This is a genomic window from Joostella atrarenae (genome assembly GCF_021764745.1).
GTDB lineage: Bacteria > Bacteroidota > Bacteroidia > Flavobacteriales > Flavobacteriaceae > Galbibacter > Galbibacter atrarenae.
Window position 1 is genome coordinate 160,594 of record NZ_JAETXX010000007.1, and the last position, 21,770, is coordinate 182,363.

Here is a 21,770-nt window from a genome sequence, read left to right on the forward strand (position 1 = left end):
AAAATAACGTAAATAAAAGAGATGCAAAAATGTTTCGATCGGAATCATAAACTCTATAAATATAAATTTTCAACATGTATTTAAACGTCCTTTTATCTATTTTTAAAATATTCAAATCCAATAGAACAATAAATATGATGCATTTGCTTTATATTTATAGATTCACTAGAAAATATAACCTTTTTCTTCATTTGAAATGAAAAAAACGACTCGTTGGATTTTAATAATATCCTCCATTGTAATTGTAACTTCTATCCTATGGAATACCTATGTGTTCTTTCAGAAGTTTAAAGAAGAGGAACGTACTAAAATGAAGATTTGGGCGGAAGCACTCGGGGAGTTTCTTCAAACCACAGACTTAGATCGTGATCTTGGAAATCTTACATTAGCCGTTATTAAAAACAATACAAGCACTCCTATGATCTATGTTGGTGAGAAAGGGGAAATAAGATCTAACAACTTACCAGAAAACAAAGCAGACGATTCTCTCTACATAGATTACAAAATCAAACAGTTTATGAGTGAGAACGCCCCTATTGAAGTTAATTTTAGGACTGAAAAATACGGAACCCTTTACTACGGAAACTCTGATGTTCTAAACAACTTAAAATATTACCCCATTGCCTTAATTCTAATTATTCTATTCTTTGGAGGTAGCGTTTACTTTTTTTACCAAATTTCTAAGGCTGCAGATCAAAATAAATTATGGGCTGGAATGGCTAAAGAAACAGCTCACCAAATAGGCACACCACTTTCTTCACTTCTAGGATGGGCAGAACTATTAAAATCAGAAAATGTTAACCCTACAATCACAGAAGAGATAGAAAAAGATATCGACCGTCTCTCTACAATAACCGAAAGATTCTCTAAAATAGGATCCATCCCAAAATTAGAGCGATTGGATGTTATTAATGAAACAAAAAATAGCTTTAATTATATACAAGCAAGAAGCTCCAAGCTCGTTACTTTTAATTTTAAGGCTCCCGAAGGAGAAATATACAGCCTTATAAACCCACAATTGTATAGTTGGACTATAGAAAATCTAATTATAAACTCCATTGATGCCATGAAAGGCAAGGGGAATTTAACAATTGAGATCACTCAGGATAAGAAAACAATTAAAATAAACGTTATAGATACAGGAAAAGGTATTTTGAAAAGTGATTTTAATAGAATTTTCGAACCCGGTTACACCACAAAAAAGAGAGGCTGGGGATTAGGTTTATCTTTAGTAAGAAGAATTATTGAAGATTATCACAATGGAAAAGTAAAAGTATTAAGTTCCGTTATAGGCAAAGGAAGCACCATCCAAATTGCACTTAAAGTTGAAGATTTATAAATTAGCAGAAAAATTAACCAATTGGAAATAAGTCAACATAAAATTAAAGAAGCCACCTTAACAAATAACTGCCCCGAATGTTTTTGTAACGAAGGACTTGTACTTACATTTTATCAAAAGCAAATTAAAAATGCGTGGTATCACAATACTACCAAAGAGATTTCTGATAAAATTGAGTGTGGAAATTGCAATACTATTATTTATCCCGTACGATGGACAGAAGATATTGAAAGAGTTAGAGAATTCTATTTTAAAACTATCGAACAACCTAAAAGTCGATTTAAACTAACCAGCCTTTCTATATTTACTTTAATCGGAATTGTAATCGTTGCAATTGCTGTTTTTATAGCAATCCAGAAAAATTACATATAAAAGGTATTATAATGCAGCACTTACTTTTGCTGCTATATCCTTAAATTCTTCTTCAGATAGTTTTACTTTCTGCTGAAAAGTCATTTCACTCATTGCATTCAAAGGGATTAAATGTACATGTGTATGCGGCACCTCTAAACCTACAACTGCAATTCCAACTCTTTTACAGTCTATTACCTTTTTGAGAGCCTTTGCTACCTTTCGTGAAAAAGCCATTAACCCCATATATGTTTCTTCATCTAAATCAAAAATCTTATCAACTTCCTTCTTTGGCACACATAGAGTATGACCAACTGCATTGGGATTAATATCTAGAAAAGCATAGAAGTTTTCGTCCTCTGCAATCTTATAACTTGGGATCTCTCCACTTATGATTTTTGTAAAAACTGATGCCATATCTATTAGGGGATGTAATTTTTTATAACTAAAATAAAAAAGGCTTGACCAACAGCCAAACCTTTTCTATATAAATGTTATAATATAGGTTATAATAACGTATCTATTGCTTCATTATAAGCAGTCTTTGGAGCAACTCCAACTTGACGTCCTACAACTTCTCCATTTTGAAAAACTAAAACTGTAGGTATGTTTCTAACGCCATACTTAGCTGCAAATTCTTGATTTGCATCTACATCTACTTTTCCTACTACTGCTTTTCCTTCATATTCTGTACTCAATTGATCGATAATTGGAGCTACCATTCTACAAGGTCCACACCATGCAGCCCAAAAATCTACCATTACAGGTTTATCACTTTTTAAAACTACTTCTTCAAAAGTAGCATCTGTTATTTCTAAAGCCATCTTATTTAATTTTAATGTTTATTCTACTCTATTGTGCAAATTTAGTCAAATATTTCTCTAAACCTTACAGCCGATATATTAGTTTTGACTATGGTAGCATTTGATTTTCTGATATTATTCTCTAATTTATCACTTTTAAATCAATATCCACTTACTTTTATTAACTTCATTGAATGAAAAAACGTTTTCTTTATCTATTTTTCTTACTTCTGAGTTATATAAATATTGCTCAAGAAATTGATCCTAATGATGATTTATACCAATGGGTGCCATTAGATGTAAAAGCATCTGCATATAATTCAATCCAAAATCAAACCAATAGAAATCCATCAATAGGTGCATGGGGAGATACCTTAGTACCAGGCATGAAAGCAGTTGCTATTTCTAGAGATTTAATGAAGCTCGGAATCACAAAAAACACACCGATTAAGATAGAAGGATACGATGGCATCTATCTCGTAAAAGATAAAATGAATGCGCGTTACCATAAAAAAATTGACATCTATATGGGACTAAAACTCCAAAAAGCTAAAAATTTTGGAATTCAACACCTTAAAATATGGTATGGAATTCCAAAATAAATTTCTTGTCATATAATTTTCAAGTAAAGATAAATTCTAGTTCTATTGATTCAGCTTATAAACAACTTGTTGCGAATCAAGCTCAAAAAGTAATTCATTAGAAATATTTACTTTTTGCTTCCTACTAGGCATATCCAATCTAATCTCATCCTCCATTGCATAAACCACAAAATTCAATAAGTGGTCACCACTATGCATAGAAATTAAATCTTTTAACGCATCAATACGTTGCTCTTCTATTTCTTCTAATTTTAAATGAATAGTTAATTTCCGAGCATATCTATCCATCACATCTTGAAGCTGCTCCATAGAATTAAACTGAAGTCTAGGATCGCTTCTTTTTCCTGTTTCTCTATTTACCCATCCTTCGCGTACAAATGCTTTTATATATATAAAGGAGTTAATCATTAAAAAATGACGGAATTTAAGATATTCCTCTCCAAACATTCTAAATTCATAAGAATCAGAATAATCTTCAACAGTAAACAAAGCCCATCCCTTTCCATTCTTAGAAACACGATGCTGAACATCTGATATAACACCAGCAAAAGAAACTTCTCTATTTACAATCTCTTCAAGATTAGAAAAAGCACCTACATTCCCATTACAAAAAACGTCAATCTCAGTCTTAAAATCATCCAAAGGATGCCCAGAAATATAAATCCCTACTACTTCTTTTTCACGCTTCAATTTCTCCATAGTTCCCCAAGATTCGCATGGTGGAACTTGAGGCTCTGGAATCTGAACATCACTAGCCTCACCAAAGAGACTCACTTGCGCAGAATTTTGATTCTCTTGAAATTTAGCTCCGTATTTAACAGCTTTCTCTAAAAAAGTAACTCCATCTCCTTCATCATAAAAGTACTGGGCCCTATGTGTATCTCCAAAAGAGTCAAAACCTCCTGCCAATGCTAAATTTTCAAAAGCTTTTTTATTTGCTGCTCTTAAATCTATACGCTTAGCTAAATCGAAAACTGACTTATATCTTCCATTTTCTCTCCCATCAACAATTGTTGCTACAGCACCCTTTCCTACTCCTTTTACCGCTCCTATTCCAAAGCGAATTGCATTGTCTTTATTTACAGTAAACTTATAGTAAGATTCATTAACATCTGGTCCGAGCACTACAATCCCCATTCGCTTACACTCTTCTAAGAAGAAAGTAACCTGCTTAATATCGTTCATATTATTAGAAAGTACCGCAGCCATATATTCAGCAGGATAATTTGCTTTTAAATATGCCGTTTGGTAACCAATCCAAGCATAGCATGTAGAGTGAGATTTATTAAAGGCATAACTTGCAAATGCCTCCCAGTCTTTCCATACTTTTCCTAAAACCTCTCTAGAATGACCTTTTTTCTCCCCTCCATCAAGGAATTTAGGTTTTAATTCTTCTAGTAATGAAAAGATCTTTTTTCCCATTGCTTTACGAAGTACATCGGCTTCACCCTTTGTAAACCCAGCCAATTTCTGAGATAAAAGCATCACTTGCTCTTGATATACGGTAATTCCGTAGGTCTCCTGCAAGTATTCCTCCATAGCATCGAGATCATATTTAATCTCTTCATCACCATGCTTTCTTTTAATAAAACTAGGAATGTATTCTAGCGGCCCAGGACGATACAATGCATTCATTGCAATAAGATCGGCAAATACTGTAGGCTTTAAATCTTTCATGTGTTTCTGCATTCCTGCAGATTCATATTGAAAAACTCCTACTGTTTCTCCCTTCTGAAATAACTCATATGTTTTTTCATCATCCAAAGGAAACTTATCAGGATCTAAAGATATCCCATGCTTATATTTCACCAATTTAACAGTGTCTTTAATAAGCGTTAAGGTCTTCAGTCCTAAGAAGTCCATTTTTAATAACCCTGCATTCTCTACAACAGAGTTATCAAATTGTGTAACATATAAATCGGAATCTTTAGCGATAGAAACTGGAACGAACTTGGTAATATCATCTGGAGTAATAATAACTCCACAAGCATGAATTCCCGTATTTCTCACTGAACCTTCTAAAATCCTAGCTTGATTTATAGTTAAGGCTTCTAAATCGTCTCCTTCAGAAATATTCTTAAGCTCATATACCTTCTCCAGTTCATCCGCCCTTAAACTCCCTTTTAACTTGGCATCATCTAACCCAAATATCTTTGCCAGTTTTAGGTTAGGAATTAACTTCGCTATCCTATCTGCTTCATGTAAAGGTAAATCTAAAACTCTGGCTGTATCTCGGATGGACGACTTTGCCGCCATCGTACCATATGTAATAATTTGCGCCACCTGATTGGCACCATATTTATCAATTACGTACTGCATTACTCGTCCACGACCTTCATCATCAAAGTCAATATCAATATCGGGAAGTGAAACACGATCTGGATTTAAAAAACGCTCAAAAAGTAAGTCGTAATGTATCGGATCGATGTTTGTAATTTCTAAGCAATAAGCAACTGCAGACCCAGCTGCGGATCCACGCCCCGGCCCTACCGAAACATCCATTTGCCTCGCTGCAGCAATAAAATCTTGTACAATTAAGAAATAACCAGGATATCCTGTATTTTCAATTACACTTAATTCAAAATCAAGACGCTCTTTAATATCGTCTGTAATTTCAGGATATCTCCTTTTGGCTCCTTCATAAGTAAGGTGACGTAAGTATTTATTTTCCCCGCGTTTTCCATTATCCTCTTTATCTTCTTCAAATTGAAACTCTTCAGGGATGTCGAAAGCAGGCAACAATACATCTCTAGCCAACTCAAAAGGCTCAATCTTATCTACCACCTCTTGAATATTAAAGATCGCTTCTGGTAGATCTTTAAAAATGGCCTTCATCTCATCGCCACTTTTAAAATAATATTCTTGGTTAGGTAAACCATATCGGTACCCACGCCCACGACCTATTGGAGTGTCTTTTTTCTCTCCGTCCTTTACACAAAGTAAAATATCGTGCGCATTTGCATTCTCTTTATTTATATAGTAACAGTTATTAGTAGCTAATATTTTTACTTGATGCTTATTTGCTAGCTTAACTAAATCACCATTTACTCTATTTTCATCCTCTTGATCGTGGCGCATCATCTCTACGTAAAGGTCTTCTCCAAACTGCTCTTTCCACCACAACAAAGCCTCTTCCGCCTGTACTTCTCCAATATTTAATAACTTACTAGGCACTTCTCCATATAAGTTTCCTGTAAGTACTATTATATCCTCTTTGTACTTTTCTACTACTTTTTTATCAATTCTAGGCACATAATAAAAACCTTCTGTGTATCCTATAGAAGACATTTTTGCCAAATTATGATACCCGCGTTTGTTCTTTGCTAGCATCACGATTTGGTAACCATTGTCTTTTACAGATTTATCCAAATGGTTTTCACACACATTTAAAGTACAACCAACTATTCCTTTTAATTCTATCTCTGTTGGTTCTTCTCCCTTTTCTAGCGCTTCTTTATTTCGAGCTTTTACCCCTTTATTATGGTTTCCTACTTCTTTTACAAAATGAAAAGCTCCCATCATATTTGCCAAATCTGTCAATGCTACTGCTGGCATTTTCTCTTTAGCAGCTGCAGCAACTAAATTTGGAATACTAGACGTTGCTTGAAGGATAGAAAACTGAGAATAATTATGAAGATGTGAGAAATGTACCTCTTCAAGTTCTTTTATATTCTGATGTAACTCTTCCTTAGAAATTTCTCCTGAAGGTGCTTCTTTTGCTAATTGCTTACGAATTTCATCTGAAGCCTTTTTTAGGTTAATATGCTTTAAACCTATTAATTCTATCGGCTGCGGATTAGCCTCAGAAAAATCTCTTAAATAAGTAGGAGAAACATCTAACTCTTCTCCTGTAAAAACTTCTTTTCTAATAAGCTCTAAAAAGCAACGTGTTGTTGCTTCCACATCGGCAGTTGCATTATGGGCTTCAGCAAAAGGCTCATCAAAAAGAAACTCATGTAATTCTGTTAGTGTCGGTAATTTAAATTTACCTCCTCTACCTCCTGGAATTTGACATAGCGATGCAGTAGTCTCCGTACAGGTATCTAAAACTGGCATTTCTGTCAAATTACTTTCTACTCCTGCTCGATAGAATTCAGCTCCCATAATATTAATATCGAAGCCTACATTTTGCCCAACAACATGTGTGGATTTACTTAAAGCTATTTGGAATTTCTCCAAGACCTCCATTAGAGGCAATCCTTCTTCCGCTGCTAATTCTGTAGAAATTCCATGTATCTTTTCCGCATCAAAAGGAATATTAAAACCCTCTGGCTTAATTAGATAATCTTGATGCTCTACTAAATTCCCCATGTCGTCGTGCAACTGCCATGCAATTTGAATTGCACGTGGCCAATTGTCTACATCTGTAATAGGTGCATCCCAACGCTTAGGTAATCCAGTAGTTTCTGTATCAAAAATTAGGTACATAAAATTCTTATCTATTTAATGTTGAAGCAATTAGTCGTAAAGAGACCGAAAGCTTAAAATTAAGAATAATTTTTAGAGAAAAAAGCAGAAGTTCCTATGAGTTATCAACCATAAAAAAAGGGTCGTTCCGCAACATAAAACAACCCTTTTTCGAATTTAAATCTATCTTGTTTATGATACAATTTGCTCATACCTTTTTGCATTATCAACAGAATTCTTAATTGCATTCCGTTGTCTTGTAAGCATTGCTTTTGTAGAATCTGGCAAAGCAGTTTCTTTTAATACTTTATTATAATCTTCCAAACTAGCTTCTTCTCCTCTTTGAACCTCTTCTAAAACTGCTTCTTCATTGTTTTGAGAGACAGCAGATTTTATATCTATCCAAGCTCTATGTATATCACCAGTAAAACTACCTGAATCGACAGGCTTTTCTCCGAAAGAAATAATTTCTCTTTTTAATTCATCTGAAAAATGTTCTCTTTCTACAGCTTTACTCTTTAAATATGTTTTTAAATTAGTGCTTTTAACATGATCGACAGAATTCATAAAGCCTTTGTTGGCATCATAATTCTTTTCTAATAATTCATTTATTTTTTTCGCAACATCTTCTGTATAACTCATAATTTATTTTTTTATTGATTCGTGTATTATTAAACTACTAAAAATAAGACCAGTAGACAAAGTTCATCATGCATTTATGTATAATTTAACTCCTTTTCTTAAAGGAAATACAAAACAAAATCAGTAGTAAAATTCCTCATTTAAAAGCATAATTTCACAATAATAAGTATGAGTTAAAAAAATAGAATAATTTCATTAAAATAATTTAAGGGTTTAATTATCTTTGTGCCCACATTAAAAATATATATTGATGTCAATTTCAGATTTATATTCTTCAGGTTTTAGAGATAGAAACCGCGATCACTTTGCTGCTATTGTTAGAGTTGCTTTGTCTGATGGCGAAATTTCTCCTGAAGAGAAAGCATTTTTAGACCGTTTAGCAAGTAATTTAGACATTACTCCAGAGCTTTACGAAAGCATATTAGAAAACCCATCTGCGTACCCAGTTAATCCACCTTCATTATATGTAGCCAGATTAGAACGCCTTTATGATATTGGAAGAATGATTTTTGCAGATCATATTGAAGATGAAGATGAGATGAAAATCATGAGACGCCTTGGTATCGGACTAGGTTTTAGCCCTGCCAATGTTGATCTTATTAATAAAAAAGCAATGGACCTTATTCATGATGGGGTAGATGTTGACACTTTTATTGAAGAAATAAGACACATGAACAGATAATCCTGTTTTTACAAAATAATAAAAGGCTGCTTTTCTAAAAGCAGCCTTTTTTGTTTGGTTTACACATCAAGATGTAAACCCCCTCAGTTCGTTATTTATAAATATCTATAAACTCCTCAGCTTTTTCCACCATATTTTTACTTCCGCAGTAAAAAGGAACTCTTTGATGAAGTTCTGTAGGTTTGATATCCAATATAGATCTAAAACCATCACTAGCTTTTCCTCCAGCTTGTTCCGCTAAAAAAGCAATCGGATTACACTCATACAACAACCTCAACTTTCCATTTACAGCTTTACTACTGCTAGGATACAAGAAAATTCCACCTTTAATTAAATTTCTATGAAAGTCAGACACCAAAGAACCTATATATCTTGATGTATAAGGCCTGTCATCTTCTTCCTCTTGACAATATTTAATAAACTTTTTAACACCTTCTGGAAAATGAACATAATTACCTTCATTAACAGAATAGATACTTCCATCTTCAGGATATTGCATATTTGGATGTGATAAATAAAATGTACCTATCGCTGGATTTAACGTAAACCCATTAACACCATGCCCTGTTGTATAAACAAGCATTGTTGAGGTTCCATAAACAACATAACCTGCAGCAACTTGAGCACTTCCTGGCTGTAAAAAGTCTTCCATAGTAACCTCTGTTCCTATCGGTGTAACACGTCTATAAACAGAAAAAATTGTTCCTACAGACACATTTACATCAATGTTACTCGAACCATCTAACGGATCGAATAAAACGACATATTTATTCTGATTGTTATTGTCATGACTATTTATTGCTACAAAATCATCTTCCTCCTCTGAAGCAATTCCACAAACAATCTCCCTATTCGTTAATGATTGGATAAACTTTTCATTAGCCAATACGTCTAATTTCTGCTGATCTTCACCTTGCGCATTAATATCTCCACTAGCCCCTAAGATATCTACTAATCCTGCTTTACTAACTTCGTGATTTACAACTTTTGCCGCCAACCGGATTGCATTTATCAATTTAGAAAGTTCCCCTGTGGAATAAGGGAAAGCACGTTGGTTTTCGATTATGAACTCACCAAGCGTCTTATTTTTTTTGGTCATAACAGTGATTTGTGTTTTTACGCTCACAAATATCGTGATTTTTGTGAAACTACAACGTTTTCGCTAAATTTCATTTTTATATATTTATAACTATAAGTTATATTTGTAACAGATATGAAGTACACAATTAGAGAAGCACAGAAAGAAGATATGAGTCAAGTTTTGGAACTTATCCAAGAGCTTGCAGATTTTGAAAAAGAACCAGATGCTGTAGAAGTTACTGTTGAAGATCTTATAAATGACGGATTTGGAGAAAACCCGCTTTTTAGATGTTTTGTTGCTGAAGTAGGAAGCAGAATTGAAGGCATGGCTCTATATTACAACCGTTATTCAACGTGGAAAGGCAAAACTATTCATCTTGAAGATCTAGTGGTAAGAAAAAGTATGCGCGGAACAGGTTTAGGAAGTGCTTTATTTGAAAAAGTAATAACACAAGGACACCAAGAAGGTGTTAAACGCATTGAGTGGGTAGTTCTAGACTGGAACGCTCCTGCTGTTGCATTCTATGAAAAGAATGGTGCAGCTATTTTAAGAGACTGGAATACGGTGCAATTGGACGAAAAAGGAATTAAGAATTTTATAGCAAATACTAATTCATGAGAATTTTTAAATTTGGAGGAGCATCTATTAAAGATGCAGAAGGAATAAGAAACGTAGTTGAAGTATTACAAACTGTTGGTCATCAAAATACATTATTAGTGGTTTCTGCAATGGGAAAAACCACTAATGCCATGGAAGTGGTTGTAAAAAATTATTTCGAAGACAAGACAGCGTTAGATGCTTCTTTCAATGAAATTATTGAGTACCATAATGAAATATCATTAGCACTATTCAAAAATGACAAGCACCCTATTTTTGCGGAAGTAAAAGGGTTAATTGAACAAGTAAAAGGGTTCTTAGCTTGGAATAAATCTCCAAAATATGCGTTCGTATACGACCAAGTTGTTGGATATGGAGAACTTATATCTACAACTATTCTTAGTGCGTACTTTAAAGAAGTAGGCATTACAAACAAATGGTTGGATGTTAGAGATTATATTAAAACTAGCGATGATTATAGAGAGGGAAGTGTGAACTGGGAAAATACTCAAAAAAACATAGCCCAAAACATAGATCAAAGCTGCTTAAATATTACGCAAGGTTTCCTTGGAAGTGATGACAATAACTTCACCACTACTTTAGGAAGAGAAGGTTCGGATTATACCGCTGCTATATTTGCTTATTGCTTAAACGCAGATTCTGTTACCATATGGAAAGATGTCCCTGGGGTTTTAAATGCAGATCCTAGATATTTTGAAAATGCAGAGCTTTTAAATAGAATTTCCTATAGAGAGGCTATTGAGCTTGCTTTTTATGGTGCTTCTGTAATCCACCCTAAAACTTTGCAACCGCTACAAAGAAAAGAAATACCTTTACATGTTAAGTCCTTTATCAATCCAACAGAGGACGGAACCGTTGTAATGAAAGGAAAAGGAATCACTCCTAATGTTCCTTGCTTTATCGTTAAGAAAGATCAGATTTTAATGAAACTTTCTTCTTTAGATTTTTCTTTCATTGTAGAAGAAAATATTAGTGAAATCTTCAAATTATTTCATGATAATAAAATGAAAGTTGATCTTATTCAAAATTCTGCAATTAGTTTTTCTGTATGTGTAGAGAATAAATATAATAAACTTGAAGACCTACTAAAGGTATTAAAATCTAAGTTTAAAGTTACGCATTATGAAGACGTTGCATTGTATACAATAAGACATTTTGATGAAAATGCAATAGCTTCTTTACAGGAAGGAAAAGAAATTTTACTTGAACAACGTACGCAAGAAACAATCCAGTTGGTCGTAAAATAAACTAAGAGCTCGCTTTCTTTTTCTATATTTGTATTGATTTGACCTCAATAAGATTTAAATGGGATTAGTTACTGCGAAAGAAATTGCTCAAGTAATAAATGTAGATAAATATGGTTTCTTAGGAACTTTCAGCGGGTGGATCCTTATGAAAGTTCTTAACATATCTGCAATAAACAAAGTATACGACAAACACAAAGACAAAAAGGATTTAGACTTTTTAAATTCCATTTTAGAAGAGTTTGAGATAAATTTTGAAATCCATCAAGAAGACTTAAAAAGACTTCCTAAAGATGGCGCTTATGTAACAATATCCAATCACCCTCTTGGTGGAATTGATGGTGTTTTACTTTTAAAATTACTTTTAGAGCAAAGACCTGATTATAAAATAATTGCCAATTTTTTACTTCATCGTATAAAACCATTGGCTCCTTTTATAATGCCAGTAAATCCCTTTGAAGAACATAAAGATGCAAAAAGTAGTATCGCTGGCTTCAAGCAATCCCTTAAACATTTAAAGGACGGACATCCGTTGGGTGTTTTTCCTGCTGGGGAAGTATCAACGTATCGTGACGGAAAACTTATTGTAGATAGACCGTGGGAAGAGGCAGCTATGAAACTTATAAAAAGGGCTGAAGTTCCTGTTGTTCCTATTTATTTTCATGCTAAAAACAGCAAGTTATTCTATAGACTTTCTAAACTAAATGATACACTAAGAACAGCAAAATTACCTTCTGAAGTTATCACACAACGCAACAGAGTTATCCGCGTAAGAATAGGGAGACCTATTAGCGTAGAAGCTCAAAAAGAACATGAAAGCTTAGAGGAATTTACTGATTTCCTTAGAAGAAAAACATATATGCTTTCTAATGCTTTTGAAGAAGATCGTTTGTTCGATAAAGTTCCTACGAGCTTTAAATTCCCTCGTTCCCCAAAAGAAATCATTACTCCAGTGAGTAAAGAACTTATGGATCAGGAGGTTTCTCAATTAAGAGAAAATGACTTACGATTGCTACAAAGTAAAAACTACGAAGTTTTCTTAGCTAAGGCCAATCAAATGCCTTACATACTTCGAGAAATAGGAAGACTCCGAGAAATTACATTTAGAGAAGTTGGAGAAGGAACAAATCAAGCAATTGATTTAGATGAATTCGATGAATTTTACCACCACCTCTTCCTTTGGGACAATCAAGAAAAAACACTTGTTGGAGCCTACAGAATGGGAATGGGGGCTGATATTTTTAAAGCTAAAGGAATTGATGGTTTTTATCTTCAAGACCTATTTAAATTTGAACCCGAGCTATATAAAATGATGAGTGAATCGATTGAAATGGGACGTGCTTTTATAGTAAGCGATTACCAACAGAAACCGATGCCACTATTTTTATTATGGAAAGGAATTGTACATACTACTTTACGTCGCCCAGAACACAAATACCTAATTGGGGGAGTAAGCATTAGTAACCAATTTTCGAACTTCTCAAAATCTCTAATGATTGAGTTTATGAAGTCTCACTATTGGGATCCATACGTAGCACAATATATAAGTCCAAAGAAAGAATTTAAAGTAAAACTTAAAGACGCAGATAAAGAATTTGTTTTTGATGAAACAGAAGCAGATCTTAATAAGTTTGATCGTTTAATTGATGAAGTAGAACCAGGAAACTTACGCCTTCCTGTTTTGATCAAAAAATACATCAAACAAAATGCAAAGGTTGTAGCTTTTAATGTCGATCCACTATTTAATAACTCTGTAGATGGACTTATGTATATAAAAATTGCTGACTTACCAGAGAGCACAGTTAAGCCCGTAATGGAAGAATTTCAGGAAGAATTGGAGCGCAAGCACATGGAAGATGCCAACGAAGAAAATTTAAAATAACTGATTACAGTTTTTCAAAATATAGTTAAACCGCTAGATAATTAACTTTGTCTAGCTGTTTCCTTGTTGAGTTTCATTAAAGAAAGACCCTACAGACTGTTTTACCTCGTAAAGCTTATCTATATTGATATTATAACAGGTTTTCTTACCTTTTGGAGTTCCTTTAATCAAGTCTACCTTTTTTAACTCAATTAAATGTTGAGAAATAGTGGCTTGTGCCAAATCAATATCTCTAACCATATCATTACAAATACAGTTTGGATTATTGCTTATATATTGAAGTATTGATATTCGAGCAGGATGCCCTAAGGCTTTAAAAGTTTTGGAGAGTTCATTTTGCTCCAGCGTATGCGCTAATATTTTAGTAAACCCCATAATTATAATCTTTTCGTTTTGCTGTAACAATTTATGAAATGGGGGAAATGTAAATGCTAGTGTCTAGAAACAAACGCTTCTAGACACTAGTAATAATTATTTAGAACCAAGTCTTTTTACCAATTTGGTACGTTTGGAAAAACTCTTCATCAGACTTTGTTAGGTATATAATTCCTTCTATTAGTCCTATAATAGACATTACAGGTGCTAAAATCCCACAAGTAAGGATAGATCCTAATAACATAATTAACCCTTCTTTCTGATAACCTAAAACAAATTTATGGATTCCTAGAGCTCCTAATACTATTCCTAGTACTCCAGCCATTACTTTTTTATTATTCTGAGTTTCAAAAGATGTCTGAGCTTCTCTTGCTCCCTCTTTAAACTCATTTGCTGTTTTCTTAGCTTCTTCAGAAAAATCTTTTGCCTTATCCTCGAAGTTTTTCTCGTTATCGTTCATTTCCTCTTTTTTTTTAAATTGGTTTAAGTGGCTAAATTACTAAAAATACTACCAGTATTCCAAAGCCTTCCTTTTAATATTTAGGATATTTATTACGTTTACTATTTTATTGTCTCTTCATAAAGGCCTATCCAAGTTTCAACATCCATTTTACTCAATAATGTTGCTATCAACTCATAAGGAATCTGATCCATTTTTCTAAAACGAACACAGCTCTTTCCTATATCTAATTTTGACGATGTATACTTTGGATACTCATTAATAAACCATTTATAAATTTCTTCATCTGCATACAATCCAGAATGGTAGAGTGAAATGTAATTTTTCTGGGAAGCTAAATTTATAAAGGGAAGTGGAAGTTCTGGGTTGCAGTGATATCCCTTTGGATAAATAGAATGTGGAACTACATAACCAATCATTCCATAACTCAATCTCTCCTCCAAACCTTTCGGTAAATTATCTAAAATTACAGCTCGCAATTTATTAAATGCTGGTCGTATTTCTAAGGGGACCGTATTTAAATAATCTTCTACTGTATTTGCACTTGTCATAAATGGTGATAATTAAGACATTAGACACTTCTCTTATAAAGTTAAGAAAAATCTGCCTTAATTTTATCTACAATTGTTTGCGCCAATTTTTCTTTGCTTTCTATGGTCCATCCTGCAACATGAGGTGTAAGAAGAACATTATCTGCTTCTATCAAATAATTCATGGCTGCTGGCATTTCATCAGTAAATAGATTTTCAAAAGATGATTTTTCATATTCTAAAACATCTAGGCCAGCACCTAAAACTTTTCCAGATTTTAAAGCAGCTACCAAGTCTTCAGTAACTACGCTTTTTCCTCGAGCTGTATTTATAAACCAAAATGGGCGATCAAAAGAATCTATAAACTCTTTATTTATCATCCCCAATGTTTCAGGTGTTTGCGGGGTATGGATACTCACAACATCTACTCTTTTCTTAAACTCTAAAATTCCCACCTGCCGTGCGTTCTCATCTCCTACTCCTCCAACAATATCATAGCACAATACATCAACATCAAAACCTTTTAGCTTTTTAGAAAAGGCTTTTCCCATATTTCCATAACCAATTATTCCTACAGTTTTTCCTTCTAACTCTAAGCCTCTATTTTCCTCTCGTTGCCATAAACCGCCACGAACCTCTTTATCTGCTTTATTTAAATGATTAAATAAGGAAAGTAACATTCCTAAGGAATGCTCTCCAACAGCATTCCTATTTCCTTCAGGGGCATTATATAATTTTATTCCTTGCTCTTTAGCAACATCCATGTCGATATTTTCTAATCCTGCACCAACACGACCAATAAATTTTAAATTTGTAGCTGCTCTTAAAAACTGAGCATCTATCTTGATTCTACTTCTTATTATGAGTCCATCGTAATCTTTTATTTTCGCTTCCACCTCCTCTTTTGAGGAAGTATAATCTGTATCGTTATTAAATCCTAATGCAGCTAGTTGCTCCAAAAGAAGAGGATGGTTTGTATCTAAATGAAGTACGTTCATTATATATAATTTAAATGCTTTTAATTAAAAAACAGATAAGTTTTAAAGCATACAAATTGCTCAAGTCTTATCTTAATACAAAGATATTACCTTTAGATTTAATTATATAATAAAGAATACTTAAGAGAATGGTCAGTTTATAAAACCCAACTATAACAACTTAATTATTATGCAAAACATTACTGGTATGCCTAGCTATAATATTCTTAAGACTTTCAATTCTTTTTTCCTGTCCCAAAGAATGTTTTAGTAGCTTATGCCGTAATTCATCTGGTAGGTGCTCTTCCAATAGTTTTAATAACAACTTATTGTTTTGCTCCTCCAAAGCCAAAGCATTCTCAAAAAGATAACCACAACCGTCTTTTTCGATAAATAGAAATAAAGTAATTTTCGTAACATAGAAAGAGTTTATAAGTCGTGATTTAAAAAAAGAAACATTATGGTTTTTCTCTAAGTATAGACGTATGTCGTTACAGAAATTATATTTAGAAAAAAAGCTCTCCTCATAAAACATCTTTAACTCATCAGGAGTCATATAATATTGGCATTCATTATAGGTCTCCTTAAGTTTACAACTAACGTCGTATAACTTAACAAGTTCTCTCTGTATGTGGCTTTTAAAACTACTTTTTTTCGGCATAAGAAGTCCCTATGAAATTTTAAGGGGAGGGGGTGCTTTAATTTACGCAAAAATAATATAAGTATAGACAAGCAAGAGAATTTAGACTAGATTTTAACATTAATATTCGTCAAAAGGCAATCTTTACCACACAAACTACACTTAGAAGCCCAATATGTACTTTGCAATTGTGAAATATATTAATATTCCGAAAACATCATTACTTGTTGTAATAAATGGCCCTGTTGCAACAGCTGGATCAATTCCTTTTTTATCTAAAAAGATTGGAACAAACGTTCCTATTATTGCAGCAATGATAATTACCGTTATTAAAGCTATACCTATGGTTACAGAAACCAAATATGTAGTATCGAATAAAAAATGACTTATTAAAAGTACTACAAAAGCAATTGCCATTCCGTTAATAAGACCTAACAAGAATTCTTTCCCGAGCCTATGAAGCATTTCTCCTTTTATAGTATCATTAGCAAGTCCTTGCACTACAATTGCAGAAGACTGAACACCCATATTTCCTGCGGTTGCTTGAATTAAGGGTACAAAACTCAATAAAATAGGAAATTTCGCCAATGCCCCTTGGAAACTACCTATAATACTAGCTGCTCCTAATCCCCCAAGCATTCCAATTAACAACCATGGTAATCGCGCTTTTGTAAGCTCAACAATACTATCACTAGCCTCTACATCTTGGGTAATACCCGCAGCCATTTGGTAGTCTTTTTCTGCTTCCTCACGGATAACATCCACAATATCATCAATCGTAATTCTACCTACCAAGCGCCCTAATTCATCAATCACAGGAATAGCTTCCAAATCATATTTAGACATCAAACGAGCCACATCCTCACCTTTGTCATTAACGGTTACATAATCTACTTTTGGAATATAAACACTACTAATTTCTGCTTTAGTAGAAGTCGTCAACAAATCTTTCAGCGAAAGTCTACCTTTCAACTTGTCGTCATTATCAACCACATATATAGAATGCACACGGGTTACATTTTCCGCTTGCTTTCTCATTTCTTTCACGCAAGTGAGCACATTCCAGTTTTCATTAACTTTTACCAGCTCTTTCGCCATAAGTCCACCAGCGGAACTCTCATCATAACGTAAAAGTTCAACAATATCTCTCGCATGGTCTTTATCTCCAATCTGAGCTATAATCTCATTTACACGATCATCAGGAAGCTCCGCAATAATATCCGCTGCATCATCGGTATCAAGCTCGCTAATTTCTTCAGCTATCTCTTTAGCAGAAAGATTCCCTAGGATCTGTTCCCTTATGTCTTCATCTAACTCTGTAAGTATATCAGAAGTTTTTTCACTATCTAATAACTTAATAATATAAGTCGATTCTTCTAAATTAAGCTCATGGATAATCTCTGCAACGTCAGCATAATGAAAATCTTCCATCATATGCAATAACGTCGCATCACCGTTGCTTTCAATAAGTTGCTCTATTTGCTCTATGAGCTCCTCCGTAAGTTTAAATGGAACCATCTATCTTTTCTTGTTTTTTGGGCACATAACCATAAAAAATGGTTATCGGGCTATCTGCTATATCTTTTAGTATAATATCCACTTGCTACGCGCTGGATATTATACTAAAAGGATGCCGCTACTATCCCTTGCGCAGGTTACAATAAATCTTTCTCTATATTAACCGTAAGTGTTATAAAATCATCTACACTCATCTGTTCTGGCCTACGGTTAAATATAACATCTTCTCTTAAATTATCTGTTAACTCAAATGTTTTTAAACTGTTACGTAATGTTTTCCTACGTTGTCCAAAAGCGGCTTTTACAACCTTAAAGAACAATTTTTCATCGCAAGGCAACGAATAATCTTCTTTCCTTATTAATCGTAATACTCCAGATTCTACTTTTGGCGGTGGATTAAAAACTTCTGGTGGAACTGTAAAAAGATATTCTGCATCATAAAAAGCTTGCACCAATACAGATAATATTCCGTAAGTTTTATTACCCTCCTTTTCACAAATTCTTGCAGCTACTTCTTTTTGAAACATTCCAGTAAATTCTGGAATTTGATCTCTTAGTTCTAAAGTTTTAAAAACTATTTGAGTAGATATATTATAAGGAAAATTTCCTGTAATAGCAAATTGTTCCTCCCCAAATAATTGTGAAGTATCATATTTTAAAAAATCAGCTTCTACAACCTTAAATTCACTTTTAGAATTTGCAAGTCCTGGATGCTCTAACAAGAAGTTTTGCTGTAAGTATAAAATAGATTCGCTATCAAGATCCATAGCTATAAGACCTACATCCTTTTTAAGTATGTATTTTGTTAATACACCTGTCCCAGGACCAATCTCTAAAACCTTCTTGTAATTATTAAGCGTTAACGTATCTCCTATTCTCTCAGCAACTGCCTCGTCTTTTAAGAAATGCTGCCCCAAATGCTTTTTAGCCTTAACGGGAGAATCATTATCGGCACGTCCTTTTTTATAAGGAGTATGATCGTACTTCTTTTTTTTCTTACTCATAGCAATATGTATATAATATGCTTAGAAAGCTTTAAGCTATTAATGAAATAGAAATCTTTCTGATCAGACGGGTTAAAATATATATTTCTGGCTATAAAAACTGCTGTAAGCAAAGCTAAAACCTCAACGTATATATTCTATAATCTAAACCTTTTCCAAAACTCTAATTCATAAAAATAGATTTAATGCTCGCTTATAATTTCTAACTCCGTTCTAAAAGAAACTAACTGACTCGCAAATTTCTTAAGTACTTTTCCTCTCAACTCTTCTGCGTTTTCTTTATAATAACGGTCTAACGTATCTTTATCTTTAGTAAAATACTGCACAGAATAGGTTATACCTCCCATTTCTTCCTCTACCAAAACACGCGTCATTGTTGCTTTTGTAAATTTTCCCGTTGCTAGCACTTCGGGAATATGAGTCTCTTTCATCCAAGCGACCCATGCTTCATGAGATTGCTCCTCTACATTTGTTGTAACACTATATATATACATACTTTCCGTATTCTTTTATCAATTTATAATCTAACACTTGCTCTTATATTAAAGCACAAAAAATAATCGGTTCCAAAATTAACAATCTAGATCTTAACAACTCGTATCTATGTTAAAAAACTTCGGCAGTAATTAGTTTACAGCATCTCCACGAAGTTCACGATATTCTTTACGAGCATCAACAAAATAAATACTGTCTTGATGCTCAAATATTATACGCTCTAATAGTTTTTTTGCCTCTTCAGGTTTCGATAATTCATCACTATAAATAGCAGCTAATTTATACAAAGCATCATCCATTAGGATTCCTTCAGGGTAAAACTCAATTATTTTCTGATAATTATATGCTGCCTTCTCATAGGATCCTCCTTTTTCTAACAATTCGGCTTGCATTAATAATGCTTCGTCTTCAATTGGCTCTCCCTTATGATTCTCTAAAATTTCTTCTAATAATGAAATCGACTTTTCATTATTATGCTGATAAGCCATAAGATCTGCTTTCGCATAAAGTTTTAATGCAGTATGCGTAGAATCGTTTACTATATTATCAGAAATCAAAAGTTTTAACTCCAAAGCATCGTTGGCAATTAATTGAGAGGTTGATGATTTTAATACTTTGAGTTGTGTTTCTGCCCAATCAAAATCACCTTTATAAAAACTCGTCTGCGCTACTTTAAAACGCGCTTGCTGACCTACAACATGATTTTTCATGTCCTTTTGGACTTGTGAATAGTAAATTAGCGCCTGATTGAATTTCTCATCATAAACCAAGATATCTGCCATTGCCATTCGTACTTGAGCTATTGAAAACCTATTTAAAGGTAATTCCAACGCATCTTTTAATAGCTGAATTGCTTCTTCACTCCTATCGCGATTAAAGGCTAGAAATGAGGCATATTTTAACTGTACTTCGATCGTTTGTGAAGACATTCCGTATGTATCTAAAAGCATCTTAAAATCTTGCTCCACCAGATCATAATCTTTTTTAGTGGCTGTATCTAAAGAGATAGAAATTAATTCCAGATTTGCATATATTAATAATTCTGGATTCTGAGTTTCTGAAATAATAAACTCAAAAATTGACTTTGAAGTTTCTGTATCTCCACTCTGAGAAGCCATTCTAGCTACATTTAGAATAACATTAAATTTAGGTTCTAACGAGCGCTTGTATATTGCTTTCTCTTGAATAAAAGCACTTTTAAAATCTTGCTGCTGAATAAATAGCCAACTCAACAACTCGTTCCAAAGTAAATCTGGATTTGTTTGTGAGCGTCGCAGGAGAATCTTCTTGAATAAAATATTATTTTCACTCGCACTATCTTCACTAATAAAAGCGCTTAGATTTCTTTTTATATTCCCAATTAAATTCTCACGCTCTAACATCAGGTCACAGTACATCTCGTACATGTTTTCGATATCACCCTGCTCCCCGTAGATATACGCTAAGTCGTAGTTAAAATTTAGCTTAGGGTTTAAAGACATTCCTTTTTTATAGGTCTTTACTGCATAATCCAACAATGCTTTCTCCTTAAAAGCACCTCCTACTGCAAACGCAAAATTAGGATTACTATCAAGGCTCGCTACGGCTTTATCATAATATAGATTGGCTTTATCTTCTTGATTCATTAATTGATAATTGTAGCCTGTTTCTATAAAAAGAACTGGATAGATATTTTTATCTTCTAATTTTTTGAGCAAAATCTTTTCTGCCTCTTCCAACTGATTTGCCTGTTGGTAAGAAGCAACCAAACTCATAAAATAGTTCCTATTGTTTGGATTTTGATCATAAAGCTTCTGGAAGTAAACAATGGCTTTTTCATAATCTCCCTTCTCAAAATACTGCTGTGCAATAGCTTGGTTCTGAGCAAAAAGATCAGAAAAACTTAATAGAGAAAAGAATATTATAAAAAAGTATTTCACAGATAGATATTATTTATTTTGAGTCGCTTTATAATGCTATCGCATAAATATAATGCTTAGTTCTCAAATATAATCGATTAATAATGAAGAACTAAATAGCTACTAACAAATAGATATATAAAAGCGGAGTCGAAAACACCTTCACCTGAATGATGAAATTTCTCGACTCCGCCCGAAAAGACACTCTTTGTATTTTTTAAA

General features: G+C 33.5%; 21 protein-coding genes. 7 read left to right on the forward strand and 14 right to left on the reverse strand.

The genetic code is table 11. The annotated features are described in order from the left end of the window. The first annotated feature begins 196 nt into the window (after positions 1 to 196). Together JM658_RS11695 and JM658_RS11700 are read left to right on the forward strand one after the other, a co-directional pair. Entirely contained in the window at positions 197 to 1,339 is a 1,143-nt protein-coding gene (locus JM658_RS11695; protein ID WP_236959449.1) for a sensor histidine kinase, read from the forward strand. Between the two features lie 21 nt (positions 1,340 to 1,360). Further along, a complete protein-coding gene (locus JM658_RS11700; protein WP_236959450.1) occupies positions 1,361 to 1,711 on the forward strand; it encodes a hypothetical protein in 351 nt (116 codons plus the stop codon). Positions 1,712 to 1,717: 6 nt separating this feature from the next. On the opposite strand, the gene JM658_RS11705 is transcribed toward JM658_RS11700, so the two are convergent. Together JM658_RS11705 and trxA are read right to left on the reverse strand one after the other, a co-directional pair. Further along, complete coding sequence (locus JM658_RS11705) at positions 1,718 to 2,107, reverse strand: HIT family protein (RefSeq protein WP_236959451.1); 390 nt, start codon at positions 2,105 to 2,107, stop codon at positions 1,718 to 1,720. A gap of 89 nt (positions 2,108 to 2,196) precedes the next feature. After that, the gene (trxA, locus tag JM658_RS11710; protein ID WP_236959452.1) at positions 2,197 to 2,514 is read right to left on the reverse strand and encodes a thioredoxin; all 318 of its coding nucleotides are present in this window, start codon (positions 2,512 to 2,514) and stop codon (positions 2,197 to 2,199) included. A gap of 173 nt (positions 2,515 to 2,687) precedes the next feature. Here trxA and JM658_RS11715 point away from each other — a divergent pair, with 173 nt between their 5' ends. Further along, positions 2,688 to 3,095, forward strand: a complete 408-nt coding sequence (locus JM658_RS11715) for a 3D domain-containing protein (protein ID WP_236959453.1) — start codon at positions 2,688 to 2,690, stop codon at positions 3,093 to 3,095. A gap of 42 nt (positions 3,096 to 3,137) precedes the next feature. On the opposite strand, the gene dnaE is transcribed toward JM658_RS11715, so the two are convergent. After that, positions 3,138 to 7,523, reverse strand: coding sequence for a DNA polymerase III subunit alpha (dnaE, locus tag JM658_RS11720; RefSeq protein WP_236959454.1), 4,386 nt, complete (start codon positions 7,521 to 7,523; stop codon positions 3,138 to 3,140). A gap of 171 nt (positions 7,524 to 7,694) precedes the next feature. Next, positions 7,695 to 8,144, reverse strand: a complete 450-nt coding sequence (locus JM658_RS11725; protein WP_236959455.1) for a ferritin-like domain-containing protein — start codon at positions 8,142 to 8,144, stop codon at positions 7,695 to 7,697. 250 nt (positions 8,145 to 8,394) lie between these two features. Here JM658_RS11725 and JM658_RS11730 point away from each other — a divergent pair, with 250 nt between their 5' ends. Then, positions 8,395 to 8,826 (forward strand): TerB family tellurite resistance protein, encoded by a 432-nt coding sequence (locus JM658_RS11730; protein WP_236959456.1) that lies wholly within the window; start codon positions 8,395 to 8,397, stop codon positions 8,824 to 8,826. Positions 8,827 to 8,917: 91 nt separating this feature from the next. On the opposite strand, the gene fbp is transcribed toward JM658_RS11730, so the two are convergent. After that, a complete protein-coding gene (gene fbp, locus JM658_RS11735; protein WP_236959457.1) occupies positions 8,918 to 9,925 on the reverse strand; it encodes a class 1 fructose-bisphosphatase in 1,008 nt (335 codons plus the stop codon). Positions 9,926 to 10,039: 114 nt separating this feature from the next. Here fbp and JM658_RS11740 point away from each other — a divergent pair, with 114 nt between their 5' ends. The 3 genes from JM658_RS11740 to JM658_RS11750 are packed head-to-tail and all read left to right on the forward strand — an operon-like array spanning position 10,040 to position 13,651. Continuing rightward, positions 10,040 to 10,525 carry a GNAT family N-acetyltransferase gene (locus tag JM658_RS11740; RefSeq protein WP_236959458.1) on the forward strand — a complete coding sequence of 162 codons (486 nt, stop codon included), beginning with the start codon at positions 10,040 to 10,042 and terminating at the stop codon, positions 10,523 to 10,525. After that, positions 10,522 to 11,772: an aspartate kinase gene (locus tag JM658_RS11745; protein WP_236959459.1), complete on the forward strand. Its 1,251-nt coding sequence runs from the start codon at positions 10,522 to 10,524 to the stop codon at positions 11,770 to 11,772. The genes JM658_RS11740 and JM658_RS11745 overlap by 4 nt, the downstream gene beginning before the upstream one ends. Positions 11,773 to 11,830: 58 nt before the next feature. Then, the gene (locus JM658_RS11750; protein WP_236959460.1) at positions 11,831 to 13,651 is read left to right on the forward strand and encodes a GNAT family N-acyltransferase; all 1,821 of its coding nucleotides are present in this window, start codon (positions 11,831 to 11,833) and stop codon (positions 13,649 to 13,651) included. 51 nt (positions 13,652 to 13,702) lie between these two features. Here the strand turns inward: JM658_RS11750 and JM658_RS11755 are convergent, their stop codons facing one another. The 9 genes from JM658_RS11755 to JM658_RS17220 form a co-directional block, all read right to left on the reverse strand. Beyond that, positions 13,703 to 14,026 (reverse strand): ArsR/SmtB family transcription factor, encoded by a 324-nt coding sequence (locus tag JM658_RS11755; protein WP_236959461.1) that lies wholly within the window; start codon positions 14,024 to 14,026, stop codon positions 13,703 to 13,705. A 100-nt stretch (positions 14,027 to 14,126) separates the two neighbouring features. Continuing rightward, on the reverse strand, positions 14,127 to 14,486 hold the full coding sequence (locus tag JM658_RS11760; RefSeq protein WP_236959462.1) for a TM2 domain-containing protein: 360 nt from the start codon (positions 14,484 to 14,486) through the stop codon (positions 14,127 to 14,129). Between the two features lie 101 nt (positions 14,487 to 14,587). Next, positions 14,588 to 15,037: a DUF1801 domain-containing protein gene (locus JM658_RS11765; RefSeq protein ID WP_236959463.1), complete on the reverse strand. Its 450-nt coding sequence runs from the start codon at positions 15,035 to 15,037 to the stop codon at positions 14,588 to 14,590. 41 nt (positions 15,038 to 15,078) lie between these two features. Beyond that, positions 15,079 to 16,014 carry a 2-hydroxyacid dehydrogenase gene (locus JM658_RS11770; protein ID WP_236959464.1) on the reverse strand — a complete coding sequence of 312 codons (936 nt, stop codon included), beginning with the start codon at positions 16,012 to 16,014 and terminating at the stop codon, positions 15,079 to 15,081. Positions 16,015 to 16,174: 160 nt separating this feature from the next. Beyond that, positions 16,175 to 16,654 (reverse strand): hypothetical protein, encoded by a 480-nt coding sequence (locus JM658_RS11775; protein WP_236959465.1) that lies wholly within the window; start codon positions 16,652 to 16,654, stop codon positions 16,175 to 16,177. Between the two features lie 141 nt (positions 16,655 to 16,795). Then, the gene (gene mgtE / locus JM658_RS11780) at positions 16,796 to 18,151 is read right to left on the reverse strand and encodes a magnesium transporter (RefSeq protein WP_236959466.1); all 1,356 of its coding nucleotides are present in this window, start codon (positions 18,149 to 18,151) and stop codon (positions 16,796 to 16,798) included. A gap of 137 nt (positions 18,152 to 18,288) precedes the next feature. Beyond that, positions 18,289 to 19,155: a 16S rRNA (adenine(1518)-N(6)/adenine(1519)-N(6))-dimethyltransferase RsmA gene (gene rsmA / locus JM658_RS11785; RefSeq protein ID WP_236959467.1), complete on the reverse strand. Its 867-nt coding sequence runs from the start codon at positions 19,153 to 19,155 to the stop codon at positions 18,289 to 18,291. A 182-nt stretch (positions 19,156 to 19,337) separates the two neighbouring features. Then, complete coding sequence (locus tag JM658_RS11790) at positions 19,338 to 19,649, reverse strand: DUF4286 family protein (protein WP_236959468.1); 312 nt, start codon at positions 19,647 to 19,649, stop codon at positions 19,338 to 19,340. A gap of 132 nt (positions 19,650 to 19,781) precedes the next feature. Further along, complete coding sequence (locus JM658_RS17220; protein WP_236959469.1) at positions 19,782 to 21,569, reverse strand: tetratricopeptide repeat protein; 1,788 nt, start codon at positions 21,567 to 21,569, stop codon at positions 19,782 to 19,784. Between the last annotated feature and the right edge of the window lie 201 nt (positions 21,570 to 21,770).